General features: G+C 66.6%; 16 protein-coding genes. 11 read left to right on the top strand and 5 right to left on the bottom strand.

Going from position 1 to position 13,322, the window contains the following annotated elements:
• Positions 1–541 precede the first annotated feature (541 nt).
• Both L810_RS34205 and L810_RS34200 read left to right on the top strand, forming a co-directional pair.
• Positions 542–1,671, top strand: a protein-coding gene (locus L810_RS34205; RefSeq protein WP_373453113.1) for an IS3 family transposase whose coding sequence is annotated in 2 segments (ribosomal slippage) — positions 542–803 and positions 803–1,671 — 1,131 coding nt in all. Because the reading frame shifts where the segments join, the coding sequence is not laid out codon by codon here.
• Positions 1,672–1,939: 268 nt separating this feature from the next.
• On the top strand, positions 1,940–2,254 hold the full coding sequence (locus tag L810_RS34200) for a DUF736 domain-containing protein (RefSeq protein ID WP_021162766.1): 315 nt from the start codon (positions 1,940–1,942) through the stop codon (positions 2,252–2,254).
• A 70-nt stretch (positions 2,255–2,324) separates the two neighbouring features.
• On the opposite strand, the gene L810_RS34195 is transcribed toward L810_RS34200, so the two are convergent.
• Positions 2,325–2,618 (bottom strand): helix-turn-helix domain-containing protein, encoded by a 294-nt coding sequence (locus tag L810_RS34195; protein WP_034203400.1) that lies wholly within the window; start codon positions 2,616–2,618, stop codon positions 2,325–2,327.
• A gap of 318 nt (positions 2,619–2,936) precedes the next feature.
• Here L810_RS34195 and L810_RS34190 point away from each other — a divergent pair, with 318 nt between their 5' ends.
• The 9 genes from L810_RS34190 (at position 2,937) to L810_RS34150 (ending at position 10,387) form a co-directional block, all read left to right on the top strand.
• A complete protein-coding gene (locus L810_RS34190; protein WP_021162764.1) occupies positions 2,937–3,287 on the top strand; it encodes a DUF2958 domain-containing protein in 351 nt (116 codons plus the stop codon).
• Between the two features lie 337 nt (positions 3,288–3,624).
• Entirely contained in the window at positions 3,625–4,422 is a 798-nt protein-coding gene (locus tag L810_RS34185) for a DUF2285 domain-containing protein (protein WP_021162763.1), read from the top strand.
• Between the two features lie 75 nt (positions 4,423–4,497).
• A complete protein-coding gene (locus L810_RS34180) occupies positions 4,498–4,782 on the top strand; it encodes a helix-turn-helix transcriptional regulator (RefSeq protein ID WP_021162762.1) in 285 nt (94 codons plus the stop codon).
• 26 nt (positions 4,783–4,808) lie between these two features.
• A complete protein-coding gene (locus tag L810_RS34175) occupies positions 4,809–5,663 on the top strand; it encodes a replication initiator protein A (protein WP_023123967.1) in 855 nt (284 codons plus the stop codon).
• Between the two features lie 241 nt (positions 5,664–5,904).
• Complete coding sequence (parA, locus tag L810_RS34170) at positions 5,905–6,543, top strand: ParA family partition ATPase (RefSeq protein WP_023082450.1); 639 nt, start codon at positions 5,905–5,907, stop codon at positions 6,541–6,543.
• Complete coding sequence (locus L810_RS34165) at positions 6,540–6,803, top strand: hypothetical protein (protein ID WP_023123968.1); 264 nt, start codon at positions 6,540–6,542, stop codon at positions 6,801–6,803. Before parA ends, L810_RS34165 begins: the two co-directional genes overlap by 4 nt.
• Entirely contained in the window at positions 6,800–7,348 is a 549-nt protein-coding gene (locus tag L810_RS34160) for a DUF2840 domain-containing protein (RefSeq protein WP_021162758.1), read from the top strand. Before L810_RS34165 ends, L810_RS34160 begins: the two co-directional genes overlap by 4 nt.
• The gene (locus L810_RS34155) at positions 7,345–7,944 is read left to right on the top strand and encodes a S26 family signal peptidase (protein ID WP_021162757.1); all 600 of its coding nucleotides are present in this window, start codon (positions 7,345–7,347) and stop codon (positions 7,942–7,944) included. Before L810_RS34160 ends, L810_RS34155 begins: the two co-directional genes overlap by 4 nt.
• 448 nt (positions 7,945–8,392) lie before the next feature.
• Complete coding sequence (locus L810_RS34150) at positions 8,393–10,387, top strand: relaxase/mobilization nuclease domain-containing protein (RefSeq protein ID WP_019396546.1); 1,995 nt, start codon at positions 8,393–8,395, stop codon at positions 10,385–10,387.
• A 6-nt stretch (positions 10,388–10,393) separates the two neighbouring features.
• Here L810_RS34150 and L810_RS34145 read toward each other — a convergent pair whose 3' ends face one another.
• The 4 genes from L810_RS34145 to L810_RS34130 all read right to left on the bottom strand — a co-directional run bounded on the left by L810_RS34145 (position 10,394) and on the right by L810_RS34130 (position 13,274).
• Complete coding sequence (locus L810_RS34145; RefSeq protein ID WP_008786730.1) at positions 10,394–10,660, bottom strand: glutaredoxin family protein; 267 nt, start codon at positions 10,658–10,660, stop codon at positions 10,394–10,396.
• Between the two features lie 10 nt (positions 10,661–10,670).
• Positions 10,671–11,369 carry a CopM family metallochaperone gene (copM, locus tag L810_RS34140; RefSeq protein WP_021162755.1) on the bottom strand — a complete coding sequence of 233 codons (699 nt, stop codon included), beginning with the start codon at positions 11,367–11,369 and terminating at the stop codon, positions 10,671–10,673.
• 224 nt (positions 11,370–11,593) lie between these two features.
• Positions 11,594–12,790, bottom strand: coding sequence for an MFS transporter (locus L810_RS34135; RefSeq protein WP_008786732.1), 1,197 nt, complete (start codon positions 12,788–12,790; stop codon positions 11,594–11,596).
• 91 nt (positions 12,791–12,881) lie between these two features.
• Positions 12,882–13,274: a MerR family transcriptional regulator gene (locus L810_RS34130; protein ID WP_019396549.1), complete on the bottom strand. Its 393-nt coding sequence runs from the start codon at positions 13,272–13,274 to the stop codon at positions 12,882–12,884.
• Between the last annotated feature and the right edge of the window lie 48 nt (positions 13,275–13,322).

Here is a 13,322-nt window from a genome sequence, read left to right as displayed (position 1 = left end):
TCTTCGGGGGGGGGGGGGGGCGGCGCATGGCCCAGCCCCGCCACGCGTAGCTTGGCACCTCACGAATACTGCCGAACTGGCACTGCCGGTTTAGCCAGGTTAGCGCCCCGCCGTACTGGGCGGGGCTTGTGGGGCTACGCCCCGGCTTGCTGCGGCAGGTTGAGCCAAAGCGTGCCGTCCTCGACGCTGGCGGTTCGCGCCTGTACGTCACGAAGGACGGTTTACCGACACGCCACCCGGCCTCGCTATGGAGCATCCACGCCACGCCTCAAGCCCGTCGCCGTAATCTGCGGCAAGGAGCGTTCTCGCTTGTCGTTGGGGTGTTGGCCTTGCCAGTGCCAGGGTGCAAGCCGGTGAAGCCGTCACGCGGGGATGCCGAGTCGGCCACATCTCCATTCGGGAGCGGGCGGCCTGTGCGTCCTTGGCTTGTCGTGAATCCTGGCGAGGGAACGGCTGAGAGCTGGTCCCGGAAATCTGAACATCCCGATAGGTGGATTACCTGCTCACTGAGGCGATGATATCGCCACGCCAGGAGCAGAACATGACCCGACGCACCCGCCGCAACCACTCGCCGGCCTTCAAATCCAAAGTGGCGTTGGCCGCGATCAAGGGCGAGCACACGCTCGCCGAACTGGCCAAACGCTTCGACGTGCATCCGAACCAGATCGCGACATGGAAGGAGCAGCTGCTCGCCGGTGCCGCGAATGTCTTCGGCCAGGAGTCGCGGCCTGCCGAACCGCCGGTGGACGTAAAGTCGCTGCACGCCAAGATCGGCGAGTTGACGCTGGAGAACGATTTTTTAGAAGGCGCGCTCACCAAGGCGGGATTGCTGAGCGCAAAGCGATGATTGACCGTAGCCACAAGCTGTCCCTGAGCAAGCAGGCCGCCGCCGTCGGCATCAGCCGCGGCAGCGTCTACTACCTGCCCAAGCCCGTCTCGGCCGTCGATCTCGCGTTGATGCGGCGGATCGACGAGCTGCACCTGGAGCTTCCGTTCGCTGGCAGCCGGATGCTGCGCGACCTGTTGAACAAGCCGGTCGACGTTGTGGGTCGCAAGCATGTGGCCACGCTGATGCGGCGCATGGGGATCGAAGCGATCTATCGAAAGCCGAACACCAGTCGTCGCCACCCGAAGCACAAGGTCTATCCGTACCTGCTGCGCAATCGCCAGATCACGGCGCCCAACCAGGTCTGGGCGATGGACATCACCTACATCCCGATGGCCCGCGGCTTCGTCTACCTGGCCGCCGTGATCGACTGGTACAGCCGCCGCGTGCTCGCATGGCGGGTGTCGATCTCGATGGATACTGCGTTCTGTATCGAAGCCGTCGAGGAAGCGATCGCTCGCCACGGCACACCGGAGATCTTCAACACCGATCAGGGCAGCCAGTTCACCAGCGCCGACTTCATCGGCCTGCTCAAACAGCACGGCATCGCCATCAGCATGGACGGAAAGGGCTGCTGGCGCGACAACGTTTTCATCGAGCGGCTGTGGAAATCGGTGAAGTACGAAGAGGTTTACCTGCGTGCCTATGAAGGCGTCAGCAACGCCCGCGAATCGCTGGCCTGGTACTTCAACTTCTACAACTCGCGCCGCCCGCACACCGCCCTTGATCGGCAAACACCGGACGAGGTTTACTTCCTTCCGCAGCCTTTGCCCAAGGCCGCTTGATCCCGCAGGCAATCCACTTATCGAACCAGCCTCAGCTGTTCAAACCACCGGGGCCAGCTCTCTGCGCCTTGGGCTTCATGGCCGCAACCTTCCAGCGAAAACAATTTCCCCTGCGCTACGCGCATTCCTCTCGGGACAAATTCTTTTCGCTTCCAGGCTCTCCACGGTGTTGCGACCGCTGCGCGGTGCGGCCAGCCCATCCCCCGCCGGCCGGATCACAACAAGGACGCACTGGCGCGACCTCGTTCAACCCGAAAGGAGAAACATCATGGCTAACATCGGCACCTTCACCGCAGAGAAAGACGGCTTCACCGGCCAGCTCCGCACCCTGACCCTGAACGTCAAGATCAAGCTGATTCCCAACGACAAGGGCGACACCGAGAACGCCCCCGACTTCCGCCTTCAGGCGGCCGGCCACGACATCGGCGCGGCGTGGGAGAAGACCAGCGAAGCCGGGCGGCCCTACGTGTCCGTATCCCTCGACGACCCTTCGTTCCCGGCGACGGTCTATGCCCGCCTGATCGAGAACGAAGACGGCACGCACGACCTGATCTGGTCGCGCAGCAAGCCCAAGGCGGCCTGACGGCCGCCCACCGCGCCCCGCCCATTGCGGCGGGGCGCCGTGCTGCTGGCGCAGCACGTCACGCACGCGCCTATGGCGTGTCGCGTTCCTTCAACACCGCCTCAAGCTCCTGGCGCACCTGCACCAGAAGCTGATCGGCCTTGCGCGTGCTGTCGCCAGCATAGGCCAGCGTCAGCAACGTCAACGGATGCACGTCCATGACCTCGCACAGCTCGGTCAGCTTGTGCATGGTCGGGCTTTTCAAGTCGCGTTCCAGCGAACTCATGTAGGTGCGGCTGGACACGTCGGAGAACGCTTCCTGGCTCAAGCCACGCGCTTTCCTGATCGTCCGTATTGCCGTCGCCAATGAGTGTTTCGCTGTCACCAACTTGGTTTCCCCGTAAAAACCAAGATGACAGACCATTGCACCCAATAGGGCTACAATCTAAAGTGTTCATTCCTGTTGGCCGAACCGCTTTCGTGCTTTTACGGAAATCCGCATGGGCGGATTCCGACAGAATCGGGGAACCGCATCCGTGTCTTTCCTGGCCTACGTAATTCCGCTTCTGCGTTTCCGTGCATGTACGGATTCGATGGCTTGCGCCTTCATGCTTTCCCGCCAAAGCACGCATCCGCTTCGGGGGTTCCGCGCTTCGGTGGAAAATCGTATCCGTGCATCCTCGGATGCGTGGGGATTCGGGCCATGACCCAGCCGCTCGTCACCGCTGAACAGCGGGCGCAACTGCTCGCCGTCGGCGCGGCACTCGCCGCTGATCGGGGCATCGACCCGATGCCGGTGGTGCGACTGTTCACGCCTGACGCACACACCACCTGGCTGCTGGCCGCGCTCGACCCGGCCGATGGCGATACGGCCTGGGGGCTGATCGACCTGGGAATAGGCATGCCCGGCCTGGGCCATGTGAAGCTGTCCGATCTGGCGTCCATCGTCGGGCCGCGCCAGCAACCTGTGATGCGCGATCGCTACTTCCAGCCCGTGCGGCTGCTGTCGGAGTACCTGCGGCTGGCCGAGGAAAACGGCTCGATCACCGACTGAGCAGTCCCAGCCAACGACGGCGCATTCTGACTATTTCAGTCTTACCCAAGACCTGCGCGGTCTGAATCCGAACTCTTGCACCGAAGCGGTGCGCTTCTGTTGCAAACAGTCATGATCTTTGGCGCGGGCTGCTGCACGGTGCTCCATGCTGCGCGCCATTTTCGTGGCGGCGCAGTCGTCGCATTCAGACGATTTCCGCAATGCCCTGGAGCGAATCAGTCTTGACACCAGCAGTTACAGCCTATCCCGATTTCGATGACGACTTGATGGCGGCCCGATAGCTCCCGCACGGCGGAATCCGTGGCGACGTTCCTGCTGAACGACAGGAGGCTGCGTCATGGCTGACCCGAGCGCCGAACACTGGTATCCGACCGCCGCGTATCTCTACACGCTGCACCTCGACGGCCCCGCGCTGGCCTGGGAATACCTGCGCCGCCACCCCGACTACCGCCGCGACTGGCTGCGCCGGCGGCGCCGGCCAGAGGCCGCCGCGCGCTGGGGATTGCGCCTGCTGGAAGATCCCGCCCTGGATGCGCGCGACGCGCATCCGGCCTGGTTCCCCGATCACGATGCGGTGGTGCAGCTCTACCCGGACGCCGACCCGCCGCCCGACGCGGTGGCCTTCGCATTCTGGCGCCTCCCCGGCCAGAAGCACCTGATCCACGACGGTAAGCGCCTGGTGCTGCTGACACGCTGGCCGGGCTGCTGCCTGCGGCTGGTGATCGCTCCCGGCTTGGTCGACGGCATGGCTTACGCCTATGCCATTCGCGCCTGCGCCGCATCCTGCGGACGCTATCAGGCGCTGGCGACCGAACTGGACAAGCTGGCCGCCGCTGGCGATGCAGCGCCAGCGGGAACAGCACGGTCGCGGCCGGCCCCCGCTGCGCTGCTGGAGTTGAACACGCTCCAGGCGCTCGACGGCTCCCTCGCTGGCGCATCCCTGCGCGACGTGGCCGAAGGGCTATTCGGCGTCGATGCCGTTGCCGACGACTGGTACGCCGACAGCGCCTTGCGCGCCCGCGTTCGCCGGCTGGTACGCCGGGGCGATGCGCTGATGCGCGGAGGCTATCGCCGCCTTGCACAGCTTCCGCCCGTTGCACAGGGACGCGCTGCATCCCCTGCAAAACGTCCCTGAGCAAGAAGCCTTGCTTTCTTGAAAGTGCCTCTATCCGGCCGCGTGGTGTGGCCGGGCTTGATGGAGGTACATCCCGTGCGACCCGCTCCCTTGCGGCCTGCCGCCGCTGCTGTCGCTGCGCCCGTGCAGCCCCAACGCTACCTGACCAACGACGAAGCCGCCGAATACCTGCGGCTGTCGCCGCGCACGCTGGAGAAACAGCGCGTGATCGGCGGCGGCCCGAAGTTCCGCAAGTTCGGCCGCCGCGTCATGTACGCGGTGTCCGACCTCAATGCCTGGGCCGACCAGCGCAGCTACGAGGCCACATCCGACCCGGAATATGCCGAGCGTCACGCGGGCGACTACCGTGATGGCCGCTGATCGTCGGCTCGCCGGTGGCCATCGTCATGTCCAGCCCATCGCTGCCGCCGGGGCAGCGATCGCAGCAGCGGGAACAGCTCGACCTGTTCCGCGCGTTGCCGGGCGACATGGCGCCGCGCGACAGCCAGGACTTGATGGCCTTTCCGTTCTTCTCGCTCGCCAAGTCGCGGCGCACCGAGCCGATCGACTTCCGGGCGGGTGGCATCACCATCCGCGTGGAGGGAACGCAGGAGCACGGCATCGCAACGATCTGGGATGCCGACGTTTTGATTTGGGCGGCCTCGCAGATCGTGGAGGCGCGCGACGCAGGCATTCGCCCGTCGCGCTGGATACACGCCACGCCCTACGAAATCCTGCGCTTCATCGGGCGCGGCACGTCCCTCAACGACTACCAGCGTCTGAAAGCCGCGCTCGACCGGCTGCAATCGACCAGCGTGGCGACTTCCATCCGCGAAACCACTGGGCGGCGCTTGCACCGCTTTTCGTGGGTGAACGAATGGCGCGAGCTGGCCGACGCCAGCGGCACGCCGCTGGGCATCGAGCTGATCCTGCCGGACTGGTTCTATGCCGGCGTGCTAGATGCCGCCCTGGTGCTGACCATCGACCCTGCCTATTTCCGCTTGAAGGGCGGCATCGAACGCTGGCTGTACCGCCTGGTGCGCAAGCACGGCGGACGGCAGGAGCACGGCTGGCAATTCGACTTCCGGCACCTCTACCGCAAGTCGGGCAGCGCGGCCCGCTTCTCGGACTTCGCCTACGACCTGCGCATGCTGGTGGCGCGGCAGTCGCTGCCCGGCTACGTCCTGGGCATCGAGCCGATGCCGGGCGAAAGGCTGGAACTGCTGACCTTCCGGCCCGTGCCGTTCACGGCACGGGGATAACTGCGGGAAAAGGTGTGAACGGCCTCGTGCTATCAGGAGTACCGGGTATCGTGCTATCGGGAGTACGACCCTCGTGCTATCAGGAGTACGAAAACGCCGCAAAGCCAGTAACGGCGCGGGTTTGCGTCCCCTCTAACTTACCTAACTATAAATCTCTAACTTTTAGTAGAAGCGCGCCGTTTCGGTGGACAACCGCGAAACGGCACGGCCAGGCCGGCTTTCCAGCAGCGAGGGCCGCGCCATGATCTTCGCGTTTCTCAACCAGAAAGGCGGCGTCGGCAAGACCACGCTCGCCACCCACATCGCCGGCGAGCTGGCGCTGCGTGGTCTGCACGTCATCCTGCTGGACGCCGACCCGCAGGGTTCATCGCTGGACTGGACGCAGCGCAGAAGCCAGCAGGGCTTGCCACGGCTGTTCAGCGCCGTGGGCCTCGCCCGCGAGACACTGCATCAGGAAGCGCCCGAGCTGGCGCGCCGCGCCGATCACGTCATCATCGACGGCCCGCCGCGCATCGCCGCCCTGGCGCGCTCGGCGCTGCTGGCGGCCGAGCGCGTGCTGATTCCTGTGCAGCCCAGCCCGTATGACCTGTGGGCCAGCGCCGAGATGGTGGCGCTGATCCGTGAGGCACAGGTGTTCCGGCCTGCGCTGCGCGCGGCCTTCGTCATCAATCGGCGCGTCAGCACCACCATCATCGGCAGGGAAGCGCGGCAATCGCTGGCCGAACAGCCGCTGCCGGCGCTGCGCAGCGAAGTGCGCCAGCGCATCGTCTTCGCCGATAGCGTGGCCGCTGGCCGGCTCGCCCGCGAGACAGCGCCCGACAGCGCCGCCGCACGCGAGATCGCCGCGCTCGCCGATGAACTGCTGCGGTGGCCGACATGAGCAGCCTGCGCAGCAAGCGCGTCGGCATCGGCGCACGTCCGCCCGCGAATCCGCACGCCGAGGCGTGGATTCGCCAGGGCGATGCCGATGCGCTCAATAAGGGCGACCTCTACACCGCACGCTTGACCCTCGACGTGACGCCCGCGCTGCGCGCGCGCATCAAGATCGCCGCTTTCGGCCAGGGCGTGACCGTGGCCGAACTGCTGCGCGGACTACTGGAACGAGAGTTCCCCGACAACCGCACGGAGAACCTGCCATGAACGCATCCGCCTTGCCTGCCGCTCAGGCGGCGACGGCTGCTGCGCTGCCGCCTTCGCTTTCGACGCTCGCCGGCCAGGCCGGCAGCGTGCCGCTGACTCGCGTATCGCTCGCCTACATTGAACCGCGATTCAAGCTCTACCTGCGTTTCGGCGAACCGGCGCGCATGCTGCGGCTCGACCGCTGGCGGCGCTGCGCGGTGTTCCTGCCGCGTGCAATGTTCTGCCGCGTGCGCTGGGAAGCAAACGACTACGGCACGATCCGTTGGCAGCTCATGGTGATGCAAGCCGCCACGCCGCTGGACGACATGCAGTGCATCCCCGGCGTGCAGCCGGGCGCACGCCTGCTGCTGCACGCCGAAGGCGAAAACGCGGTGCGTGTCGTGCTGGAACGCATCGACGGCATCGAAGGGCAAGACATCGCCGCCATCGACGTGTCGCCCGCGTACTGGCGCACGCTGGGCAACCGTCTGGCGGCCCGCCTAGCGCTGCCCGAATACACCGCCGAGCGGCACGCCGCTTGGCTGGCCGGAAGGGCGCTGCCATGACGACCCAATCCAACACCACATGCACGCACGAAGTCGCGCCGCATCCTCGCTCGCGCCTGCGCGCTCGCATCGTGCTGGCGGGCTTCGCCGCCGTCGGCTTCGCTGCGCTGGCCTGGGCGGCTTTCGTGTCGCCGCTGCCGCGTCTGACCTACAACCCGTCCGACAGCGTGGCGGTCGGCTGGTATCGCATCGAGCCGCTCGACCTGCGCACCGCCTCGCTGCCACGTCCGTTGTCCGTGGACAGCATTGTGCTGGTGCCGCTGCCCGACAGGGCCGCCATGCTGGCTGCGCAGCGCGGCTACCTGCCGACCCGCGTTCCGCTGCTCAAACGTGTGGGCGCAGTCGCGCCGCAACACGTTTGCATCGTCGCCGGGCAGGTACGCATCGACGGCGTGCCTGCGGCCGCCGCGCTGCCTGCCGACCGGCTGGGCCGGCCGCTGCCATCCTTGCAGCTTTGCCGCCGCCTCGAACCGGGCGAGCTGTTCCTGTTGAGCGTGACCAATCCGGCGTCGTTTGACAGCCGCTATTTCGGCCCGGTCAGCGCATCCGCCGTGATCGGCATCGCGCACCCGGTCTGGCTGGAGACACGCCCATGATGGCCGCCGATTCGCTGCACGTTGCCGTGCCTCTCATCGTGCCATCGAGCATGTCGTTCCAGTGGCTGCTGCCGTGTCGTCGCGCGTGCAGCGCGGGCGCATTCGCGCCGCGCCTCGCGCAACATCCGGCGCAGCCATCCAGCGTGCAGGCGTCTTGCCTCGAACGCGCCCGGCCTGCGGCCATTGGCGCGTTCGCCGGCGCGCTGGCTGCAAGCAGCGCAGCGCCGCCGGGCCGCCGACGCCCGGAGCGACAGCGAGGGGCAAAGGCGGAAGGCAAGACAAAAGGACGCGGCACCGGGCCGCGTCGAAAGCCAGTCTGCACATGGGGGTGGCGCGGCACGGAGCGGCTTTGCCGCCGTGCCGCGTTCGGCGCGAAGGTCGCGCCAATGCAGGCATGTCCGCGTGCTTCGCACGACAGGACACGCCAGAGCTTGCAGGGAGCGCAGCCATGACCGACCGCCGCGACGACGATTTCCGCGTGCGCCCCAGCGCCCCGAAGAACCGGGGCAAGGGCCAGGGGCAGAGCTTCGTTTCCAAGGTGCTCAAACAGGCGGGCAAAGCCAGCAGCGGCAAGTCCACGGTGCGCCGTCCGGCATCGGCGAGTGGCACCGGCCAGCGGCCCGGCTCGCGCCTGGGGCGCGGCCACACGGCAGCACGCTTCGCCGGGGCGAAGCTGACGCCTATGTCGCGGCGCGCGACCATCAAGACGCTGCTGGTGAACCACCAGCGGGCCAGCCCGCAGTCGCTCGCCAAGCACCTGCGCTACATCGAGCGCGACGGCGTGGGCCGCGACGGCGAGCCGGGCCAAGCCTACGGGCCGCAGACAGACGTGGCCGATCTCGACGCCTTCAAGGAACGCTGCGCCGACGACCGGCACCATTTCCGCTTCATCCTCTCGCCCGAGGATGGCGCGGAGCTGGAAGACCTGCGCACCTACACGCGGCACCTCATGGGCCGCATGGAGGCCGACCTGGGTACGGGCCTCGATTGGGTGGCCGTGAACCACTGGAACACCGACAACCCGCACACGCACATCGTCGTGCGCGGGCGCGACGACACCGGCAAAGACCTCATCATCGCGGGCGACTACATCGCCGATGGCTTCCGCTATCGCGCCGCCGAGCTGGCGACCGAATGGCTGGGGCCGCGCACCGAACTGGAGATCCAGCAGACCTTGCAGCGTGAGGTGGAGCAAGAGCGGTGGACGAGCCTGGATCGCACCCTCAAGCGTGAGATAGGCGAGGCCGGCGGCGATGGCCTGGTGCGCGTCGAAAGGTTCAACGCCCCCCGCTTGCAGCGCCAACGCCTGATGCTAATCGGCCGCCTGCAACACTTGCAGCGCCTGGGCCTGGCCGACGAGACGCAGCCCGGCACCTGGGCCATCCATGCCGATGCGGAAAAGACATTGCGCGCGCTGGGCGAGCGCGGCGACATCATCCGCACCGTGCAGCGGGCCATGCGCGGCGAGCCGCGCGAGCTGGCCGTGTTCGAGCCGGGGGACGATGGCCGAACCATCCTCGGCCGTGTGGCCGCGAAGGGGCTGGCCGACGAGCTGCGCGACCGGGGCTATCTGGTCATCGACGGGGTGGACGGCAAGGCCCATTACGTCGCGCTCAACGCCCGCGACGAGCTGGCGAACTACCCGAGCGGCGCCGTGGTGGAGGTGAAAGGCTCGGCCGACGTGCGCGCAGCCGACAAGAACATCGCCGCGCTGGCGAGCGATGGCCTGTACCGCACTGACCATCACCTGGCGATCGGGCAGGGCCGGGCCAAGGCCGGACGCGACCCGCAAGAAGTCGTCGCCGCCCACATCCGCCGGCTGGAGGCCCTGCGTCGGGCCGGCATTGTGGAGCGCGTTGCCGAAGGGCTATGGAAGGTGCCGGACGACCTGGCCGAGCGTGGCCGCCAGTACGACGCGCAGCGCCTGGGCGGCGTGGCCGTGGAGCTGAAATCGCACTTGCCCATCGAGCGGCAGGCCCGCGTGATCGGGGCCACGTGGCTCGACCAGCAGTTGATCGGCGGCGGCTCGGGCCTGGGCGACCTGGGCTTTGGTGGCGAGGCCAAACAGGCCATGCAACAGCGCGCCGACTTCCTGGCCGAACAGGGGCTGGCCGAGCGGCGCGGGCAGCGCGTGATCCTGGCGCGCAACCTGCTGGGCACACTGCGCAACCGGGAACTGGCACAGGCCGCGAAGGGCATTGCCGCTGAAACCGGCCTGGAGCATCGCCCGGTGGCCGACGGGCAGCGCGTGGCTGGCATCTACCGGCGCAGCGTCATGCTCGCCAGCGGGCGCTACGCGATGCTGGACGACGGCATGGGATTCAGCTTGGTGCCGTGGCGGCCGGTGATCGAGCAGCGGCTGGGGCAGCATATCGCCGCCGTGGTGCGCGGTGGCGGCGTATCTTGGGAGCTTGGACGGCAGCGCGGGCCAAGTATTTCTTGAGACCCTTCATCTACTTGTCGAACGGCCGAGCGCCTTCATCAGCCCCGGCTTCTGGCTCGCAAAGGTGCCATAGAAGACCTCATTACCGATGAGCGTGATCGGAGCCACGCGCACGCCGGTTCGTGACTTGGCTTCCGCAGAAATCTTCGGGTCGGTCAGGTCGCGTTCTTCAAACACGATGCTCTGCTGGGACAGCCACTCCTTCAGCACCCGACAGTCCGGGCAGGCTGGAGTGCTATAGATGATGATGCGCGGGGTGCTGGCTTGGTTCATGGTCGTGCCTTCACTTTCCCCGAGCGGCAAGCCAGCTCTTCATCATGGCGATCTCTCCTTCCTGCGCAGAGATAACCTCCTGAGCCAACTCGCGGACCTCCGGGTCCTTGCCGTACTGCAACGCCACCTTGGCCATGTCGATCGCGCCCTGGTGATGCGGGATCATGCCGCGCATAAAGTCCACATCGGCATCGCCGCTGAAGTCAATCATCATGTCGGCGTGCATGCGGTCATTGCCGGCAGGGTAGGCGGTCGTCGAGGCGTCGCCCGAGCTGCCGGTCGCCGCCTGTTGGCCGCGTTCTCCAAGCCACTTATTCATCATGGCGATCTCGCCTTCCTGCGCAGAGATAACCTCCTCAGCCAACTTGCGGACCTCCGGGTCCTTGCCGTACTGCAACGCCACCTTGGCCATGTCGATCGCGCCCTGGTGGTGCGGGATCATGCCGCGCATGAAATCGACGTCGGCGTTGCCAGTGAACTGCGCTCCCATCCCCGCGTGCATCTGGTCGTTCACGGCGCGATACGCGGTCGTGGAAGGGCTGTCATTGGCCGAGGCGCTGGAGGGCATCGCGTGCCCTTGGTGATCTCCGCTCGCATTGGCCTGCATCACTTCACCCGACGGGACCACCTTCTTCTGAACGGCCATCAGGCCGATGGCGACCACGACGGCGCCCGCAATGAACAACAGGCTGAACTTGTTGACTCTCATGAAAAACTCCTTGAATGAGATTGATGGAGTCACTGTAGGGCTTCCCATTGTTGGAAGGTCAAGCCCCTCATTTCGCCGTTGATGCCGATGAAGACCCTCGGCGCAAGATCCAGTCCTTCACTTCCGCCGCCTACGACAACGCGCTGTCGAAGCTGCAGCGGTGGAAGCAGGTGATGTAGCGCCTGAGGCGACCGCTAGATGGAACACCTCCCGCATCGGCCCGATCAGCCCGGACCTAGCCGCACCGGCTTTCGCGCGGTCTGCCACAGCAGCGGCACCAAGATCAGCGCCAGGGCCGGGAAGATCATCCAGTTGACCGCCTGCCAGCCCGAGCTGTGCAGGATCGATCCCGCGAGGAACGACACGGCCGCCGTGGCGGCGAAGACGAAGAAATCGTTCATGCCCTGCGCCTTGCTGCGCTCGGCCGGGGTGTGGCAATCGGTGACCACCGCCGTCGCGCCGATGAAGCTGAAGTTCCAGCCGATGCCCAGCAGCGCCAGCGAGCCCCAGAAGTGGGACAGGCCGAGCCCGCCCAGGGCCACCACCCCGGAGGCGGCGAGCAGCACCATGCCCACGGCGGTCACGCGCTCCTTGCCGTAGCGCACCATCAGCCGCCCAGTGAAGAAGCTCGGCCCGAACATCGCCAGCAGGTGCCACTGGATGCCCAGGGCGGCGTTGTCCACCGAATGCCCGTGGTTGACCATCGCCACCGGCGCGGCGGTCATCACGAACGCCATCACCCCATAGGACACCACGCCCGCGGCCACGGCCAGCGCGTAGCGCGGCATCGCCAGGAGCTGCAGCACCGTGCGGCCGCTGTCGGCGGCGGCTTCGGCCGGGGTCTGGCGCGGCGTGCGCAGCATCAGCAAGATCGGCAGGGCGATCAGCGGCAGCAGCGCCTGGCTGAGGAAGCTGCCGACGTAGGGCGTGCCCGCTACCGCGTCGCGCGTGAAGATCACCAACTGCGGCCCGATGATGGCACCCGCGAGACCCCCCACCATCACCCAGGAAATCGCCTTGGCCTTGAGCGCGTCCTCGGCGGTGTCGGCGGCTGCGAAGCGGTAGCTCTGCACATACGCGCCGTAGAAGCCCGCCAGGAAGGTGCCGGCGCAGAAGATCCAGAACGAGGCCAGCATGATGCCCAGCGCGGCGATCAGGCCCGAGGCCACGCCGAAGCCGACCCCGACCACGTATCCGTTGCGGCGGCCATGGCGCCGCATGATGAACGCCGCAGGCAAGGTGCCGATGGCAAGACCCAGGCCGAACAGGCTCACGGGCAAGGTGATCCAGGCCGAGTCCTTGGCAAGCTGCTGGCCGACCAGCCCGCCCAGCGACATCACGATGGGCGCGCTGGCGCCACCGAGCGCCTGCGCGGCGGTGAGAACGCCGATGTTTCGGCGCGTGATGCTCTGGTCGGTCATGGGCGGTCTTTCTTGTTCGTTTGTCTGGCCGGAAATATTACACGCATGAATATATGTTCAGTTATCCGACCATGATTCGGCCATGCGATGCTCATGAACCGCCGCAACCTGGTCGCTCCTCGCAAATCTCCCGAGCGGCAGAAGGAACAGCCTGCCGTTCCAATGCGAGCAGGTGCTCTTTCACCCGGGTCAGTTGCGCCATGCGTTCCTCGACATAGGCGAGATGGTCCCGGACAGCCTGCGTCAGCAGCTCGGGTTCCGGGGACTCGCGATGCGTCCAGCCCAGCAAGTTGCGCATGTCATCCAGGCCGATGCCCGACGCGCGGTAGTTGCGAATCAGGTAAAGCCGCTCGACATGGGCCGGGCCATAGCGCCGGTAGTTGTTGCGGGACCGCTCGGGAGCGGGCAGCAGGCCCTCCCGTTCGTAGAACCTGATGTTCTCAGGGGGCGTGCCGGTCAAGCGCGCGAGTTCACCAATCCTCATCCAGCTCTCCGCGCGCAGCGATGGGGGACGCCACCGCTGCGCGCCGGC

The sequence above is a fragment of the Burkholderia sp. AU4i genome, assembly GCF_000466765.1.
Classification (GTDB): domain Bacteria; phylum Pseudomonadota; class Gammaproteobacteria; order Burkholderiales; family Burkholderiaceae; genus Burkholderia; species Burkholderia cepacia.
Note: the sequence above shows the minus strand (reverse complement) of the source record. Positions and strands in the feature narration are given on the sequence as shown.

Excerpts from the sequence above, each read along its gene's own strand:
- L810_RS34200 (WP_021162766.1), top strand. The coding sequence starts at position 1,940 with ATGGCTAACATCGGCACCTTCACCGCAGAGAAAGACGGCTTCACCGGC.
- L810_RS34190 (WP_021162764.1), top strand. The coding sequence starts at position 2,937 with ATGACCCAGCCGCTCGTCACCGCTGAACAGCGGGCGCAACTGCTCGCC.
- L810_RS34185 (WP_021162763.1), top strand. The coding sequence starts at position 3,625 with ATGGCTGACCCGAGCGCCGAACACTGGTATCCGACCGCCGCGTATCTC.
- L810_RS34175 (WP_023123967.1), top strand. The coding sequence starts at position 4,809 with ATGTCCAGCCCATCGCTGCCGCCGGGGCAGCGATCGCAGCAGCGGGAA.
- parA (WP_023082450.1), top strand. The coding sequence starts at position 5,905 with ATGATCTTCGCGTTTCTCAACCAGAAAGGCGGCGTCGGCAAGACCACG.
- L810_RS34165 (WP_023123968.1), top strand. The coding sequence starts at position 6,540 with ATGAGCAGCCTGCGCAGCAAGCGCGTCGGCATCGGCGCACGTCCGCCC.
- L810_RS34160 (WP_021162758.1), top strand. The coding sequence starts at position 6,800 with ATGAACGCATCCGCCTTGCCTGCCGCTCAGGCGGCGACGGCTGCTGCG.
- L810_RS34155 (WP_021162757.1), top strand. The coding sequence starts at position 7,345 with ATGACGACCCAATCCAACACCACATGCACGCACGAAGTCGCGCCGCAT.
- L810_RS34150 (WP_019396546.1), top strand. The coding sequence starts at position 8,393 with ATGACCGACCGCCGCGACGACGATTTCCGCGTGCGCCCCAGCGCCCCG.
- L810_RS34145 (WP_008786730.1), bottom strand. The coding sequence starts at position 10,660 with ATGAACCAAGCCAGCACCCCGCGCATCATCATCTATAGCACTCCAGCC.
- copM (WP_021162755.1), bottom strand. The coding sequence starts at position 11,369 with ATGAGAGTCAACAAGTTCAGCCTGTTGTTCATTGCGGGCGCCGTCGTG.
- L810_RS34135 (WP_008786732.1), bottom strand. The coding sequence starts at position 12,790 with ATGACCGACCAGAGCATCACGCGCCGAAACATCGGCGTTCTCACCGCC.
- L810_RS34130 (WP_019396549.1), bottom strand. The coding sequence starts at position 13,274 with ATGAGGATTGGTGAACTCGCGCGCTTGACCGGCACGCCCCCTGAGAAC.